Origin of the sequence: Kosakonia sp. YIM B13571 (genome assembly GCF_042788095.1) — a bacterium.
GTDB classification, from domain to species: Bacteria; Pseudomonadota; Gammaproteobacteria; order Enterobacterales; family Enterobacteriaceae; genus Kosakonia; species Kosakonia quasisacchari.
In genome coordinates this window covers 904,051-919,842 of the sequence record NZ_JBHZPL010000001.1, presented here as the reverse complement: position 1 = coordinate 919,842, position 15,792 = coordinate 904,051, and the positions used below count along the sequence as shown (strand labels likewise).

Here is a 15,792-nt window from a genome sequence, read left to right as displayed (position 1 = left end):
GGCGGCATTACGTCTCCCCTTTAGCGAAGGCGATAGTACATGGATGGTCTTTTACTCTTTGGCGTGGTGGTGCTGTTTCTGGCACTGGTGGTGGTGCCCATTGTGGCTATCACTGCCTGGCGGCGCAGCATTGCCACCCAGAATGAACTGCAACAACTGCGTCAGCGGCTGAGCATACTGGAACGGCAGTTTTCGGCGACGCCGGAAAGCCGCGAACAGACACCGGTGGTGGCGACTGAAGTCCTGCAATCCACCGAACCTGTTGAAATCACTCAACCTGCCGCGCCGGTGGAAAACCCGTGGGGGCGTCAAGTCGAACCGCCCGCGCCAGCGGAAAACCCGTGGGGACGCAAAGCTGAAACTCCCGCACCGGTTATCTCCTCGCCTGCTTTTGACGAACCTGTCGTAACGACAAAAACGCCGGAAACCGCATCGTGGGGAATGGTGACGTCGCTGGTGCGCTGGTTTATGCAGGGTAACCCGCTGGCAAAACTGGGCGTTATCCTGCTGTTTATCGGCCTCTCCTTTCTGCTGCGCTACACCGTGGAATATGCGTTGTTCCCGCTGGAACTGCGTCTGACCGCCGTCGCGCTGGTGGCGATTGTGCTGCTCGGGCTTGGCTGGCGGCTGCGGCATAAACAGACGGTCTTTGCGCTGATATTGCAAGGCGGCGCGGTTGGTGCGCTCTATCTCACCGTCTTTGGTGCGTTCCGTTTATGGCAGATGCTGCCGATGACGCTGGCCTTTGGGCTATTAATCGTTATCTGTGCGGCGAGCGTGGGTTTGGCAGTGCTGCAAAAAGCGCTGAGCCTGGCATTGCTGGCAAGCCTTGGCGGCTATCTCGCGCCGATCCTGCTCTCTACCGGCGGTGGCAGCCATGTTGCGCTGTTCTCGTTTTACTTGCTGCTTTCGGTAGGGATCCTCGCCATCAGTATTTGGCAGCACTGGCGCGAATTGAACCTGCTCGGCATGGTCTTCACTTTCGGTGTCGCCGGGCTGTGGGGCATGGATAACTATCGCCCGCAATTCTACCTCAGTTGCCAGCTGTTTCTGATAGCTAACATCCTCATCTTCGGCGTACTGAGCGTGGCGCTTTCTCTGCGCGCACAGCACCGGGGCGAGCGCATTATTGATGGTGTTTTACTCTTTGCGCCGCCGCTGGCGGGCTTTGGTATGCAGTACGCCATCACCGAACACTGGCATTATGGGCCGGCATTTAGTGCGCTGGGCTTTGGTCTTTTCTACCTGGTGCTGGCGATGCTGGCGCTCAAACGTTTCCCTGCGACCGCAAAACCGCTGGTACTGGCGGCGCTGGCGCTCGGCGGCGCGTTTGCCACGCTCGCCATTCCGCTGGCGTTGTCGGCGCGCTGGACGGCGATGGCCTGGGCGCTGGAAGGGCTGGGTATTTTGTGGCTTGGCGTGCAGCAAAATCTGCGTCGTATGAGTTACAGCGGCAGCGCATTACTGCTGCTGGCGCTATGCAGCGCGCTATGGGCGGCGGCGGACGGCATTAATGCCGTGTCGACATTGCTGATCTTTGCCGTGCTAAGCGGTTGCTGGCTGGCGGCCTCCTGGCTGTGGCGTGGCCTGCGGCAAGAGGGAAGCTGGTTACTGCTGGTGGGCGGTATCGCGTTTTGGGTGGTTGCGCTCGGCGGTGCGTCTCAGGCTGCGATGCCAGCCTCGGTTGACAACGGGTTTGGCGTACTGGCGCTGCTGGCGCTTTCCGTATGGTTATGGCGTGCGGGCAGCTTGCGCTGGTCGTGGCCGGAACTGGGGTACGCCCGCTGGCTGTTATGGCCTGGAATGGCAGTCATGCTGGCCTGGCAGATTATGAGCCAGGGGCATCTGCTGGCGGCAGGCTGGTCGAATCTGGCCTGGTGTGTCGCGCTACCTGCCGCGTTTCTGCTGCTTTATCGCGAGAAAGAGACGACGCCTGCGCGTTTGTCGCAAGGGCTGCATATCGCGTTGTTGTGGATGCTGCTGTTGGCTGCAGGCACTGAGCTGTGGTGGTTCGTCGATGGGCTGGCGTGGGGGAATGAACCCTGGCAGGCCGGGTTGCCAATGGCGGCGGGTGGTGTGGTGATTGCGTTGGCACTGGCGGCCATTCGCCGCCAGTTCTGGCCGTGGCGCACCTGGCCTGTGCTGTATGGCGCGCTGGGATTATTGCCGCTGGTTCCTGTGCTGCTCTGTTTGCTGGTGTATGCCAATCTGAGCGATGGGGTCGTGATGGGCATGACGTATCTGCCGGTTATTAACCCGCTGGAAGAGGGCGCGGCGTTTGCGCTGCTCGGCGTCTGGCTGTACAGCCGTTTTGCCGAAGCGCACTACCCGGCGGTGGCACCGCAAATCTGGCGTGTGCGCCCGTGGGTGCTGGCGGCGCTTGGTTTCTGGTGGTTAAACGGTGCGTTGCTGCGTCTGCTGGCCTACTACGGAGAGGTGGCCTGGGAGAGTGAAAGTCTGTGGCAGTCGCGATTGATTCAGACCAGTTTTGCGCTGTTCTGGATGTTGATTGCGCTGGTGGTGATGATCCGCGCCACACGCCAGCATGCACGCCAGCAGTGGTTGTGCGGCGGTGTGTTGCTGGGCGTGGTGCTGCTTAAATTGATGCTGGTCGACAGCGCTGGCGGCGGTGGGCTTTCGCGAGCGATCGCCTTTATTGGTGTGGCGGTTCTGGTACTGATTGTGGGTTATTTTTCACCCCTGCCGCCAAAGGCTATGCGGGACGAGGACAAGGGAGAAGAACAATGAAAAAGTGGCATGGATTACTACTGGCCGCACTGATGACAACGGCAAGCGCAGCGATAAGCAGTGAGGCTGTTACGGATTCACCGCAGGATTACGCGTTTGGCGCGACGCTCGATCTGCCGCAACCGGCATCCTGGTACCGCGTGGATCTACCTCTGGATACCTACGCGCAGAGCGCCTGGCCAGATCTGCGTGATGTCCGGGTGTTTAACCACGATGGCGAACGTGTGCCGTTTACGCTGGAAACGCAGCGTGCCGCAGCGCATGCGCCAGAGCCCATCGCGCTGCGAGTGTTTCCGCTGGATTCGTCGCCGGTTGACACCGGCACAGAAGGGCAAAATGTGGTGCGTTTGCACTCCTCGTCCGGCGTCGATATTCGTATTGAAGGCGAGCCTGACGAAGTTGTCGGGCAGAGCTATTTACTGGCGTTGCCGGAAAATATGCCGGAAAGCTTCACGCTCGCGCAACTGAAACTGGCCTGGTCGGAGCCAGTAAAAAACTGGCGCGGCAAAGTGACGCTCTTTTTCAGTCGTGATATGCGCACCTGGACCACGTTGCTGAACGACGCTCCAGTGATGGAGCTGGCGAGCGGCAGCGAACGGCTGAAGCTCGATCAAATTAACCTCGATCAACCGATGCCTGCCGATGGTGTACGTTATTTGCTGATGGTGTTTGATACCCCGAGCCTGCCAGTGACGATTACGCAGGTCACTGCACGGCCTGGCAGCGAGCCAACGCCGCTGGAACAGGTGGATATGGCAGCTCACGAACAGCGGGTTTCCGCGACCGAAGCGCAGTACCAATGGGCGCAACCGCAGCCATTAAGCGCGCTGTCGGTAAGGCTTGCTGAAGAGGGCGTATTGCCGGTGGCGATTGACTGGCGCAGCAGCGCCAACGATGAGTGGAAACCGTTAAGTAAAACGGTGCTGTGGGCGCTTAATGGGCGTGTTTCCGCACCGCTCAGCCTGCCAGGTGAGGCCGTGCAGGCGGTGCGCATCACCACGCTCGATGCCCGTCTACCTGAAGCATTGCCGCAGGTAATCGGCAGCCGCGACCGACAATCGCTGGTCTTTAATGCGCAGGGCAAGGGGCCGTTTATGCTGGCGTGGGGGAATCGGGTGGCGGAGCCTGCTGCGGTGACGATGGAAGGATTGATCCCGGAAGCGCTGCGTAAACAGCTCGATCTTACGGCGATACCGGAAGTGCAGGTGCAGGATCGTGTGGCGCTTGGCGGCGAGGAGCGGTTGACGGCGACATCACCGGCAGAACGCCAGCAGACGTGGAAAACCTTGCTGGTGTGGGGCGTCTTACTGTTGGGCGTTGTGGTGCTAGTATGGATGGCGCTGCGCATCTGGCGTGAAGTGAAGACACGTGAATAACGATCTGCCTTTACAGGAGGCGGCATTGCTTTCGCCCTTGGAAGTCTGTCGAAACCTTAAAAGCAGCAACGGCCTGTTTTGTCGGATTTACATGCAAAGACAATCAGGCAGAATCAGAGCCCCGGAATAGCAGCGCTCACCGGATGTGTTTTTTCAGCTAGCCATAAAAAAGGCCCGCATTGCGGGCCTTTATCAACGCAGCCAATTACAGGCTGGAGACGTTTTCGCTCAGGTATTTTGCTACGCCGTCCGGAGAGGCGTTCATCCCTTCTTTACCTTTTTCCCACTGAGCCGGGCACACTTCGCCGTGCTCTTCGTGGAACTGCAGCGCGTCAACCATGCGCAGCATTTCATCGATGTTACGGCCCAGCGGCAGGTCATTGACGACCTGGTGGCGCACGATGCCGTTTTTGTCGATCAGGAAAGAACCACGCAGGGCAACGCCCGCATCCGGATGCTCGATACCGTAAGCCTGCTGAATTTCACGTTTGATGTCAGCGACCATTGCGTATTTCACCGCGCCGATGCCGCCTTTCTCAACCGGCGTGTTACGCCATGCGTTGTGAACAAACTCGGAGTCAAAAGAGACGCCAACCACTTCCACACCGCGGTTTTTGAACTCTTCGTAACGTTTGTCGAAAGCGATCAGTTCAGACGGGCAAACGAAGGTGAAGTCCATCGGCCAGAAGAACAGTACGGTCGCTTTACCGTTGGTGTGCTGTTTGAAGTTGAAGTTTTCAACAATTTCACCGCTGCCCAGAACGGCTGCGGCAGTAAAATCCGGTGCCTGACGAGTAACCAGTACCATATGTACTCCTGTAATTTACAAGGTTAATAGAACGCAACGCGGGCCAGTATAGGGAGAGGGGTAATGCAGCTCAAAGCGCCACTGACAATCGCTGGTATAGGTTTTATCTATCGATTGCTTCAACAATAACGCTTTCTAAAAATAGCGCAATGCACCCTCAGTGCAAGAATTAAAGCTGTTGCTCTTTGGCCTGCGCCATCATACGCGGATAGAATTCCCAGAATTGAGCCTCCAGCGCGGCGTAGTTGGCGTCCAGATCCTGCCAGGAGTCGCGCAGTGCATCCAGGCGCGGGCGACGGTTCGCCATCCCGTTGAGCACATTCTGAATAAAGGCCATCTCGCGGTAGCGCTCCAGCCAGCGCTCTGACCAAAGGTAATTGTTCAAATTAATAAATCGCGGCGGAGAGTCGGGCAGGATTGTAGCGACCTGCGCACGGGCATAGTGAACAAAATCACCCAGCGGGAAATCCGGAGAAATTTGCGCCCAGTGTCGGGAGAGAAAATGATCCCACATCACATCCAGCGTGATCGGCGCGACTCGCCGGGTTTGCGGGCGGAACCACTCGCGGGCGGTTTTGACTTCCGGCAGGTTGTCGGTCATGACGTCGATACGGCGATGCATATGGATCCCATCAACGATCTCCACCGGGTAGAGGTCTTGCGGGTTGCCGCGAACAAAATCCGCCAGCAGGTTGCCGGGTAGCGAACTGTCGGCAAGATGGGCTAAGTGCAGGTGCGCTAAAAAATTCATGCTTATTGTTTGTCCAAAAGCGGCTAACGGTTGCAGCGAAGGGGCGTGGGCACTAGACTACCCGCCTCTTAAATATGTATCGAGTTAGTGTCATGCGCGTTGCCGATTTTTCCTTTGAATTGCCCGAATCCCTGATTGCCCACTATCCGCAGCCTGAGCGCAGCAGTTGCCGCTTACTGTCGCTGGATGGCCCAACAGGCACGCTGACGCACGGTACTTTCACCGATTTACTCGACAAGCTCAACCCCGGCGATCTGCTGGTGTTCAATAACACCCGCGTAATTCCGGCGCGCCTGTTTGGCCGTAAAGCCAGCGGCGGCAAGATTGAAGTGCTGGTTGAGCGTATGCTCGACGATAAACGTATTCTGGCACATATTCGCGCATCCAAAGCGCCGAAGCCGGGCACGGAACTGCTGCTCGGCGATGCGGAAGATATTCAGGCGACGATGATGGCGCGCCACGATGCGTTGTTCGAAGTGGCGTTTCACGACGAACGCCCGGTGCTGGATATCCTCAATGCTATCGGCCATATGCCGCTGCCGCCCTATATTGACCGCCCTGATGAAGAGGCGGACCGCGAGCTCTATCAGACCGTGTACAGCCAGAAGCCTGGCGCGGTTGCCGCGCCGACGGCAGGGCTGCATTTTGATGAACCGCTACTCGAGCGTTTGCGTAATAAAGGCATCGAGATGGCGTTTGTGACGCTGCATGTGGGGGCGGGAACTTTCCAGCCGGTGCGCGTTGACAGCATTGAAGACCATATTATGCATTCCGAATATGCTGAAGTGCCGCAGGAGGTTGTTGACGCGGTGCTGGTGGCAAAAGCGCGTGGCAACCGGGTTGTCGCCGTGGGAACCACGTCTGTTCGTTCGCTGGAAAGCGCCGCGCAGGCAGCAAAAAAAGATCTGATTGAGCCGTTCTTCGGCGATACGCAGATTTTCATTTACCCGGGTTATCAGTACCGGGTAATTGATGCGCTGGTCACGAACTTCCACCTGCCGGAATCGACGCTGATCATGCTGGTTTCTGCTTTCGCCGGGTACAAACACACCATGAATGCGTACCACGCCGCAGTTGCAGAGAAATATCGCTTTTTTAGTTACGGGGATGCGATGTTTATCACGTACAATCCGCAAGCCATTTTTGAACGCGTCGGGGAATAGGTCCGCGGTGCTGGTTTTAAACGTCAGACTGTCTTTCTGGCTGGAGAAGAAATGAAATTTGAACTGGATACCACTGACGGACGCGCCCGCCGCGGTCGTCTGGTGTTTGATCGCGGCGTGGTTGAAACGCCAGCGTTTATGCCTGTGGGCACTTACGGCACCGTAAAAGGGATGACGCCGGAAGAAGTTGAAGCCACTGGCGCGCAGATTATCCTCGGCAACACTTTCCACCTGTGGCTGCGTCCGGGTCAGGAGATCATGAAGTTGCACGGCGATCTGCACGATTTCATGCAGTGGAAAGGCCCAATCCTTACCGATTCCGGCGGTTTCCAGGTGTTCAGCCTTGGCGACATCCGCAAGATCACCGAAGCGGGTGTGCACTTCCGTAACCCGATCAACGGCGATCCTATTTTCCTCGATCCGGAAAAATCGATGGAGATTCAGTACGATCTCGGTTCCGATATCGTGATGATCTTCGACGAATGTACGCCATATCCGGCGGACTGGGATTACGCGAAACGCTCCATGGAGATGTCTCTGCGCTGGGCGAAACGCAGCCGTGAGCGTTTTGATGGGCTGGGTAACAAAAATGCGTTGTTCGGTATTATTCAGGGCAGCGTTTACGAAGATTTACGCGATATCTCGGTCAAAGGTCTGGTAGAGATTGGCTTTGATGGCTACGCTGTCGGCGGTCTGGCTGTGGGCGAGCCGAAAGAAGATATGCACCGCATTCTGGAGCATGTCTGCCCGCAAATCCCCGCAGACAAACCACGATACCTGATGGGCGTCGGTAAACCAGAAGATCTGGTTGAAGGCGTGCGACGCGGCATTGATATGTTTGACTGCGTAATGCCGACGCGCAACGCCCGTAACGGTCATCTGTTTGTGACCAATGGCGTGGTGAAAATCCGTAACGCGAAATATAAAAGCGATACCGGCCCGCTTGATAGCGAGTGTGATTGCTATACCTGTCGCAATTATTCTCTTGCTTACTTGCATCATCTTGACCGTTGCAACGAAATATTGGGCGCGCGTCTCAATACCATTCATAACCTGCGGTATTATCAGCGTTTAATGGCTGGTTTACGCAAGGCTATCGAAGAGGGTAAATTAGAGAGCTTCGTCGCGGATTTTTACCAGCGTCAGGGGCGGTCTGTACCACCTTTGAACGTTGATTAATTTAATAATGAGGGAATTTGAATGAGCTTTTTTATTTCTGATGCGGTAGCAGCAGCAGGCGCACCGGCAGCCCAAAGCCAGTGGACTTTGATTCCGATGCTGGTGGTGTTCGGTCTGATTTTTTACTTCATGATTCTGCGCCCGCAGCAAAAACGCACGAAAGAGCATAAAAAGCTGATGGACTCCATCGCTAAAGGTGATGAAGTGCTGACCAATGGTGGTCTGATTGGCCGCGTAACCAAAGTAGCAGACACTGGCTACATTGCTATCGCGCTGAACGACACCACCGAAGTGGTAATCAAACGTGACTTCGTAGCTGCCGTTCTGCCGAAAGGCACGATGAAGGCGCTGTAATCTATTGTTTTCCCAAAGGGAACTGCCGTGTTAAACCGTTATCCTTTGTGGAAGTACATTATGCTGGTCGTCGTCATTATCGTCGGCCTGCTTTACGCACTTCCCAACCTGTATGGTGAGGATCCGGCTGTTCAGATCACTGGCGCGCGCGGCGTCGCCGCCAGTGAGCAAACGCTGATCCAGGTCCAGAACGATCTACAAAAAGAAAAAATCAACGCGAAGTCTGTGGCACTGGAAGAGGGCGCAATTCTTGCTCGCTTCGATTCTACTGATGCGCAGCTGCGCGCCCGCGAAGTGCTGGTCAGTTCGTTAGGCGATCAGTACATTGTCGCGCTTAACCTTGCTCCGGCAACACCACGCTGGTTGACCGCCATTAAAGCTGAACCGATGAAACTCGGTCTTGATCTGCGCGGCGGTGTGCACTTCCTGATGGAAGTGGATATGCAGACGGCGTTGAGCAAGTTGCAGGAACAGAACATGGACAGCCTGCGCAGCGATCTGCGCGACAAGGGCATTCCTTACACCACCGTGCGTAAGGAAGATAACTATGGCCTAAGCATTCAGTTTCGCGATAGCGCGACGCGCGATCAGGCGAATACTTACCTGACAGCCCGCCACCGCGATCTCGTTATCTCCAATCAGGGCGACAACGTGCTGCGCGCTGTGATGAGCGATGCTCGTCTGAGCGAAGCCCGCGAATATGCTGTTCAGCAGAACATCAATATCTTGCGTAACCGTGTAAACCAACTGGGTGTGGCTGAGCCGCTGGTGCAGCGCCAGGGCGCTGATCGTATCGTGGTTGAGCTGCCGGGTATCCAGGATACGGCACGTGCGAAAGAGATTCTGGGCGCCACTGCGACGCTGGAATTCCGCCTCGTTAACAGCAGCGTGGATGCTTCCGCCGCCGCTTCTGGCCGCGTACCTGGTGACTCCGAAGTGAAACAGACGCGTGAAGGCCAGCCCGTTGTGCTGTACAAACGCGTGATCCTGACCGGTGACCATATCACCGACTCCACTTCCAGCCAGGATGAGTACAACCAACCGCAGGTGAACATTTCACTGGATAGCGCAGGTGGTAACATCATGTCTAACTTCACCAAGGACAATATCGGTAAACCGATGGCGACCTTGTTTGTGGAGTACAAAGACAGCGGTAAAAAAGATGCCAACGGACGTGCGGTGCTGGTGAAACAGGAAGAGGTGATTAACATCGCCAACATCCAGTCTCGCCTCGGTAACAGTTTCCGTATTACCGGTATCAGCAACCCGACCGAAGCGCGTCAATTGTCGCTGCTGCTGCGCGCTGGTGCACTGATTGCGCCGATCCAGATTGTTGAAGAACGTACCATCGGCCCAACGCTCGGTTCGCAGAACATCACGCAGGGTCTGGAAGCCTGCCTGGCAGGTCTGGTGGTTTCCATTATCTTCATGATCTTCTTCTATAAGAAGTTTGGTCTGATCGCCACGTCTGCGCTGGTTGCCAACCTGGTGTTAATTGTCGGCATTATGTCGCTGTTGCCTGGTGCAACGCTGACGATGCCGGGGATTGCCGGGATCGTGCTTACCCTTGCGGTCGCGGTGGACGCCAACGTTCTGATAAACGAACGTATTAAAGAAGAGCTGAGCAATGGCCGTTCGGTGCAGCAGGCGATTCACGAAGGTTATCAGGGCGCGTTTTCGTCCATTTTCGATGCGAACATCACCACGTTGATCAAAGTGCTTATTCTTTACGCAGTAGGTACTGGTTCAATTAAAGGGTTTGCGATCACCACTGGTATTGGTGTGGCGACCTCAATGTTCACCGCCATTGTCGGTACCCGTGCCATCGTCAACTTGTTGTACGGCGGCAAACGCATTAACAAGCTGTCTATCTGAGGAGTGCGTTGTGGCACAGGATTATACTGTTGAACAATTGAACCACGGCCGTAAAGTCTGGGACTTTATGCGCTGGGACAACTGGGCTTTTATCATTTCCGGCGCGCTGCTGATCCTCTCCATCGTTGTGATGGGTGTTCGTGGCTTTAACTGGGGCCTGGATTTTACCGGTGGTACGGTTATCGAAATCTCGCTGGAAAAACCGGCGGATATGGATTTGATGCGTGACGCGCTGGAGAAAGCGGGCTTCCAGGAGCCGCTGCTGCAAAACTTCGGTAGCAGCCGCGACATCATGGTACGTATGCCGCCCGCTAAGGGCGAAACCGGTGGCCAGGTGCTGGGAAGTAAAGTCGTTAGCGTGATTAACGAAGCGACCAGCCAGAATGCAGCCGTGAAACGTATTGAGTTTGTCGGTCCGAGCGTGGGCGCTGATCTGGCGCAGACCGGTGGGATGGCGTTGCTGGTCGCGTTGATCAGTATTCTGGTTTATGTCGGTTTCCGCTTCGAGTGGCGTCTGGCTGCGGGCGTGGTTATCGCGCTGGCGCACGACGTTATCATCACGATGGGCGTACTCTCGCTGTTCCAGATTGAGATTGACTTGACCATCGTGGCATCGTTGATGTCAGTAATTGGTTACTCGCTTAACGACAGCATCGTGGTATCTGACCGTATTCGTGAGAATTTCCGTAAGATCCGCCGCGGTACGCCATACGAGATCTTTAACATTTCTCTGACGCAAACACTGCACCGTACGTTGATCACGTCCGGGACCACGTTAGTTGTGATCCTGATGCTGTATCTTTTCGGCGGCGCAATGCTGAAGGGCTTCTCGCTGACCATGCTTATCGGGGTTTCCATCGGTACAGCTTCTTCTATCTATGTAGCGTCTGCTCTGGCGCTGAAAATGGGGATGAAGCGCGAGCATTTACTGCAGCAGAAAGTGGAAAAAGAAGGGGCGGATCAGCCGTCTATTCTGCCATAAGGAATCGTTTGTACAGAACAAACCGCAGCCATATGCTGCGGTTTTTTTATCTGTAGTATTTTTCCTGTTTATAATAAAAGCGTGCTTATTTATTAGAGATATCAATTTCATCTTTTCTTTTCTATAAAATGGGAACAGCTTCCCTTTATTGAATATTCATTCCGCATCGCCATTCTTTTTTGTTAAAGTGCATGAATTCGTAATGATATGGCTGTGACCAGAGATTTGTCAGTGTGTTGAAACCTAAAAAAGTGTTGATTGCAGATGATCACCCTATTTATTTAATGGGGATGCGAACGTTACTCGCACCACTTTCCGCGCAGTACCTCATTATTGATGAAGCCATGACCGCCGATGAAGTCGTGGCAAAGTTGGAGCAGCACGCAACTGATATTCTGATCACCGATCTCAGCATGCCCGGAGAGCGATACAACGATGGCCTGGCGCTCATTCAATTATTAAAAAGACGCTGGCCAGATTTGCTGATTATTGTTGTTTCTATGATCAATAATCCCGGTATTCAGCATTCATTACTGCGTCTCGGAGTGCACACGGTATTAAATAAAGCCAGTTTGTCGACAAAGCTGTTACAGACATTGCAAGCGCTCACCTCGCCTGCTATTTCCCCGAAAACGACTACGCCGCAAGTGGACGCTGCAGCGCAACTTGAGGTGAAGCTGACACCAAAAGAAAATGAGGTGCTGCGCTTGTTACTGCGCGGTATGACGGTGAACGATATCAGCACCCGGCTTAGTAGGACGAAACAAACCGTCAGCGCACAGAAAAAAAGCGCCATGCGTAAATTGGGTGTCACCTCCGAGTACGAGCTCTATCAATACCTACAGCAAATTGGATTAACAAGTTAACGACATGGAGTTTGTTATGCATGGAATGCAGACACTACTTGCGACGTACAGTGCCGAACAGCAGCGCACCCTCGCACAACAGCTACGCTACAGTGATTTGAATCTCGCCACTGTGGATATAAACGATGCGCAGGATACTCTTTCCCGTCACCCCTGGCATGCGCTACTGGTCGATTTGAGTGAGAGTGCAAATCCAGGTGTTGATTTAGTTGAGACGTTACTCATTGCGGAGTTGGCAGGAGAATTAACATTACCTTCGTTATTAGTGGCCTGCATAGATGATGAACAGGCAGAAACGGAATCAACGCTGCGCCTGAAGGGTTTCGATTATATTTTGTCTCTTCCTTTATCTGCAGAGCATTTACGTCGCTTTTTACAGTCGAGGGAAATGCCACAAGCGCAGTTGTGTGAATTACATCGGCTGGCGAATAATCAGCAGCCAATAATTGATGCCATGGTTCCTAAACTTTTGCAAACGTTGGCTGCTGATATTCAACAACTTGAAATTACCGCACGTACTGGAACTCTTACTCAGATTGCCAATCTTGCCCACCGAATGAAATCTTCCTGGTATCTTTTGGGAATGTGCCGGGCGATACGCTGCTGCATTGTGATGGAGCGGTTGCCTCAGCTGATTGATGAGGGGACGATAAATCAAGGAAATATTTCGAAAATGCGCCAGCGTTTTATTTCGCTAATGTTTAAAAATTATAACCAACTGGTTTGTTTGTTAGGTTGATTTACTCTGGGTGCGCTCGGGTTGGATTATTAATAGGTTTTTTATACTGCATCGGCCAGAAATTGGAACCAGGAAAAGCGAATGTGTTCTTTTATTTTACGCTGTATTAAATGGTGCATTTTTTTATTATGGCTACTTTTCACTTGCTGCCTGGCAGTTAATGCTCATCCGGCAAATATCGCTTTTTATGTAGCCGATTTTTCTGGCAGCGGAGCAGAAGAAAAGCAAGTAGCGCAAGTCATCCATCCTCTCGGATCTGCAGCCGTGAATACGTTTCCGGTGAATAATGCTGGAGTTGCTGCGCAAAAGAGCGTGTTTTGGCAGGGAGGGCGCCGTCATATCAAGGTCATTAGCTTGGTGATGTCGGCGATTGTTATCATTTCGATGTTGTGGATCATTTCGCTCAGACGACAGGTGAATCAGCGCATACGTATGCAACAGCGGCTTAAAGAGCAACTCTCCTGCATGAGCAATATGATGTTTTCCGTACCCTGGCCGGTCGCGGTGCGTAATCTACGTGGGGAACTTGTCAGTTGTAATATCCGCTATCTGGAAGAGATGAACGTCACGCACGAAGAGGTGTATGGGAAAACCGTCGATGTTTTGCCTTTGCCGGAATTTATGATCCGTGAGTTTCATCGTGACTATCAACGGGTGATTACCACAGGTGTCCCGCTCATGCGTGACAGGTTGCTGACGTTTAACCACTCGGCCCAATCACGCACCGTTTTTTACTGGATCATTCCTTTTCATGGGAGCGATGGCAGAAACAATGGTGTTTTAAGTGGCTGGATAGACATGACTGAGCGGCAGGAATTCATTCAGCAATTGAATGAAGCGAGGGATGAAGCCGTAGCGGCAAATCGGGCGAAGACGAATTTTCTGTCGGTGATGAGCCATGAAATCCGCACGCCGTTAAACGCGATTCTTGGCATTCTCGAACTACAAATAAAGCAAAATGTGCTGGCACAACAGCCACAGCCGATGCTGGAAGTCGCACACGACGCGGCAAAAAATTTACTCGCTGTTGTGGGGGATATTCTGGATATTTCACGGATTGAATCGGGCCGTATGGCAATCGCACCGCGAAAAGAGGAGCTGATTGCTTTGACACGCTCTGTTGCGCTGTTATTCAAAGAGGCGACCGATCAAAAACAGCTAACTATTAATATGCATGTAGAAGGGGGTGATCGGTGTCTGTTAAAAATTGACCCTCATCGTTACAAGCAGATCCTTTCTAACCTGTTAAGTAATGCGGTTAAATTTACTCGCGAAGGTTCGATAGACGTCATTCTAAAACATGAACCGGCTGTGGAGGGAATGATAGCGGTTTCGCTGACCGTCAAAGATACAGGTATCGGAATTACGCCCGAAGACCAAAAAAGACTTTTTAACCCTTTCACGCAACTGGATTCCGATAAAGACGCATCACGGCTTGGCTCCGGGCTGGGGCTGTTTATTTGCCGTACCCTGTGTGAACTAATGAAAGGTGAATTAACGCTGGAAAGTACCCCTGGCGAAGGCACCGCTGTCCATGTGCGTTTGCGCCTGCCCGCGGTATCTGTCAATGCTGCTGAACATGAGTCGGCTGTGCCAGCAAAACGCTTATCTTCCGGCGTAAGACGGGTGCTCATTGTTGATGATTACCCGCCAAACCTTATGTTGTTACGTCATCAACTTGAATTTCTTGGTCATCAGGTCAGCGAAGCAACGAATGGAGAAGAAGCGCTAACCCTTTGGCTGATGAGCCGCAACTACGATTACATTTTGATCGACTGCAACATGCCAGTGATGGATGGTTTTACCCTTGCAAAGCTGATTCGCGCGGAAGAACTGCGTTCAGGAGATACGCGTGCAACCCTGCTGGGGTTCACCGCCATTGCGCAAGCCGAGGTTGTTCAACAGTGTATCGCGGCAGGAATGGATGGTTGTTTGTTCAAACCTTGCAGCCAGGAGGTTATCAATAAATGGATAAAATAGCCGTTGATAATTCCGGAGCCTTTGCTTGTATATTTGGCATAAAGGCCTGAGCAGGAAGAACAGAGGCCTTTTCGTTTGACGGATAATAAATTAAATGCGGGACAGCAATTTACATTGCAATGTCAAACATCCGTGTCTGAAATAATAAACAGTAAAGCTGGCAATCAGTTCGCACATTTAGTTTTCCCATAGCACGGAGCTTATGTGCGCTGACAGTTTTAATACTAATATTCATACGTTTGGAAATCGTTGTTAACGAAAGCCCACGGCATAATAAGCGTAAAACCTCACTTTCGCGCGTTGATAATTCCTGTGGCGTCAGCGCATCGCGGCGGAAAAGTGAATCCATTAATCCTCGTTCAATATAGACTTCGTCCATCAGCACGGTAGTAATGGCACGCCAGAGCGTACGTTCGCTGGTGTTGCGGCTTATATAGCCTTTCGCACCTGCCTCCAGTGCAATACGAATAAGATTCGTATTGTTATAGGGAGATAAAACAATGGTTTTTGTTGTGGGGTAACGGCTTGAAATCCATTTTACCAGCGCTACGCCATCCAGCTCCGATACTGGGTTACCTGTTTTAATGGTATGCAGACCATAACCCAGAAAGAGAAGATCAACTTTTTTACTGGCGAGAATATCAAGAAGCTCTGTTTGCTCGTTGGTATCACCAATAACGTCGATATCAAGTTTATCGGTATTAAGATTGCTATTTTTTAGTGAGTTAATCATCGAGGTCATTCCCCGACGTATAATTGCATGCTCATCCACAATTAAAATATTAATGGACATAGATTAACCTCCTAAACCTGCCTGAGGAATGTAAGCGGGATAGAGAAGATACGATGTTCTATTCCTGTTTTCTATCTGACCAGTAAGAAAAATGACCATTATATTTAAGCCCGGTTTGTAAGATTTGATAGATAAAATGCCAGAATTATTTTCAGGATTGTTCGTTATATTCCCAAAA

13 protein-coding genes are annotated in these 15,792 nt (G+C 52.8%); 10 read left to right on the top strand and 3 right to left on the bottom strand.

The window, feature by feature from the left end; genetic code table 11:
- The first annotated feature begins 39 nt into the window (after window positions 1-39).
- A complete protein-coding gene (locus ACFX4O_RS04455) occupies window positions 40-2,748 on the top strand; it encodes a DUF2339 domain-containing protein (protein WP_380207529.1) in 2,709 nt (902 codons plus the stop codon).
- Window positions 2,745-4,124, top strand: a complete 1,380-nt coding sequence (locus ACFX4O_RS04450) for a DUF3999 family protein (RefSeq protein WP_380207528.1) — start codon at window positions 2,745-2,747, stop codon at window positions 4,122-4,124. Before ACFX4O_RS04455 ends, ACFX4O_RS04450 begins: the two co-directional genes overlap by 4 nt.
- Before the next feature lie 205 nt (window positions 4,125-4,329).
- Here the strand turns inward: ACFX4O_RS04450 and ACFX4O_RS04445 are convergent, their stop codons facing one another.
- The gene (locus ACFX4O_RS04445; RefSeq protein WP_131410039.1) at window positions 4,330-4,932 is read right to left on the bottom strand and encodes a peroxiredoxin C; all 603 of its coding nucleotides are present in this window, start codon (window positions 4,930-4,932) and stop codon (window positions 4,330-4,332) included.
- 169 nt (window positions 4,933-5,101) lie between these two features.
- A complete protein-coding gene (gene acpH, locus ACFX4O_RS04440) occupies window positions 5,102-5,683 on the bottom strand; it encodes an ACP phosphodiesterase (RefSeq protein ID WP_380207527.1) in 582 nt (193 codons plus the stop codon).
- A gap of 92 nt (window positions 5,684-5,775) precedes the next feature.
- Here acpH and queA point away from each other — a divergent pair, with 92 nt between their 5' ends.
- The 8 genes from queA (at window position 5,776) to ACFX4O_RS04400 (ending at window position 14,821) form a co-directional block, all read left to right on the top strand.
- Window positions 5,776-6,846, top strand: a complete 1,071-nt coding sequence (gene queA / locus ACFX4O_RS04435; RefSeq protein WP_380207526.1) for a tRNA preQ1(34) S-adenosylmethionine ribosyltransferase-isomerase QueA — start codon at window positions 5,776-5,778, stop codon at window positions 6,844-6,846.
- Between the two features lie 51 nt (window positions 6,847-6,897).
- Complete coding sequence (gene tgt, locus ACFX4O_RS04430; RefSeq protein ID WP_020456739.1) at window positions 6,898-8,025, top strand: tRNA guanosine(34) transglycosylase Tgt; 1,128 nt, start codon at window positions 6,898-6,900, stop codon at window positions 8,023-8,025.
- 21 nt (window positions 8,026-8,046) lie between these two features.
- Window positions 8,047-8,379, top strand: coding sequence for a preprotein translocase subunit YajC (gene yajC / locus ACFX4O_RS04425; protein WP_020456740.1), 333 nt, complete (start codon window positions 8,047-8,049; stop codon window positions 8,377-8,379).
- Window positions 8,380-8,406: 27 nt separating this feature from the next.
- On the top strand, window positions 8,407-10,254 hold the full coding sequence (secD, locus tag ACFX4O_RS04420; protein ID WP_380207525.1) for a protein translocase subunit SecD: 1,848 nt from the start codon (window positions 8,407-8,409) through the stop codon (window positions 10,252-10,254).
- Between the two features lie 10 nt (window positions 10,255-10,264).
- Entirely contained in the window at window positions 10,265-11,236 is a 972-nt protein-coding gene (gene secF, locus ACFX4O_RS04415; RefSeq protein WP_131410047.1) for a protein translocase subunit SecF, read from the top strand.
- A 233-nt stretch (window positions 11,237-11,469) separates the two neighbouring features.
- Window positions 11,470-12,102: a response regulator gene (locus tag ACFX4O_RS04410; protein WP_380207524.1), complete on the top strand. Its 633-nt coding sequence runs from the start codon at window positions 11,470-11,472 to the stop codon at window positions 12,100-12,102.
- A 16-nt stretch (window positions 12,103-12,118) separates the two neighbouring features.
- On the top strand, window positions 12,119-12,841 hold the full coding sequence (locus ACFX4O_RS04405) for an Hpt domain-containing protein (RefSeq protein ID WP_380207523.1): 723 nt from the start codon (window positions 12,119-12,121) through the stop codon (window positions 12,839-12,841).
- An 81-nt stretch (window positions 12,842-12,922) separates the two neighbouring features.
- The gene (locus ACFX4O_RS04400) at window positions 12,923-14,821 is read left to right on the top strand and encodes an ATP-binding protein (protein WP_380207522.1); all 1,899 of its coding nucleotides are present in this window, start codon (window positions 12,923-12,925) and stop codon (window positions 14,819-14,821) included.
- Between the two features lie 109 nt (window positions 14,822-14,930).
- On the opposite strand, the gene ACFX4O_RS04395 is transcribed toward ACFX4O_RS04400, so the two are convergent.
- Window positions 14,931-15,614: a response regulator transcription factor gene (locus tag ACFX4O_RS04395; protein ID WP_017458851.1), complete on the bottom strand. Its 684-nt coding sequence runs from the start codon at window positions 15,612-15,614 to the stop codon at window positions 14,931-14,933.
- Window positions 15,615-15,792 lie beyond the last annotated feature (178 nt).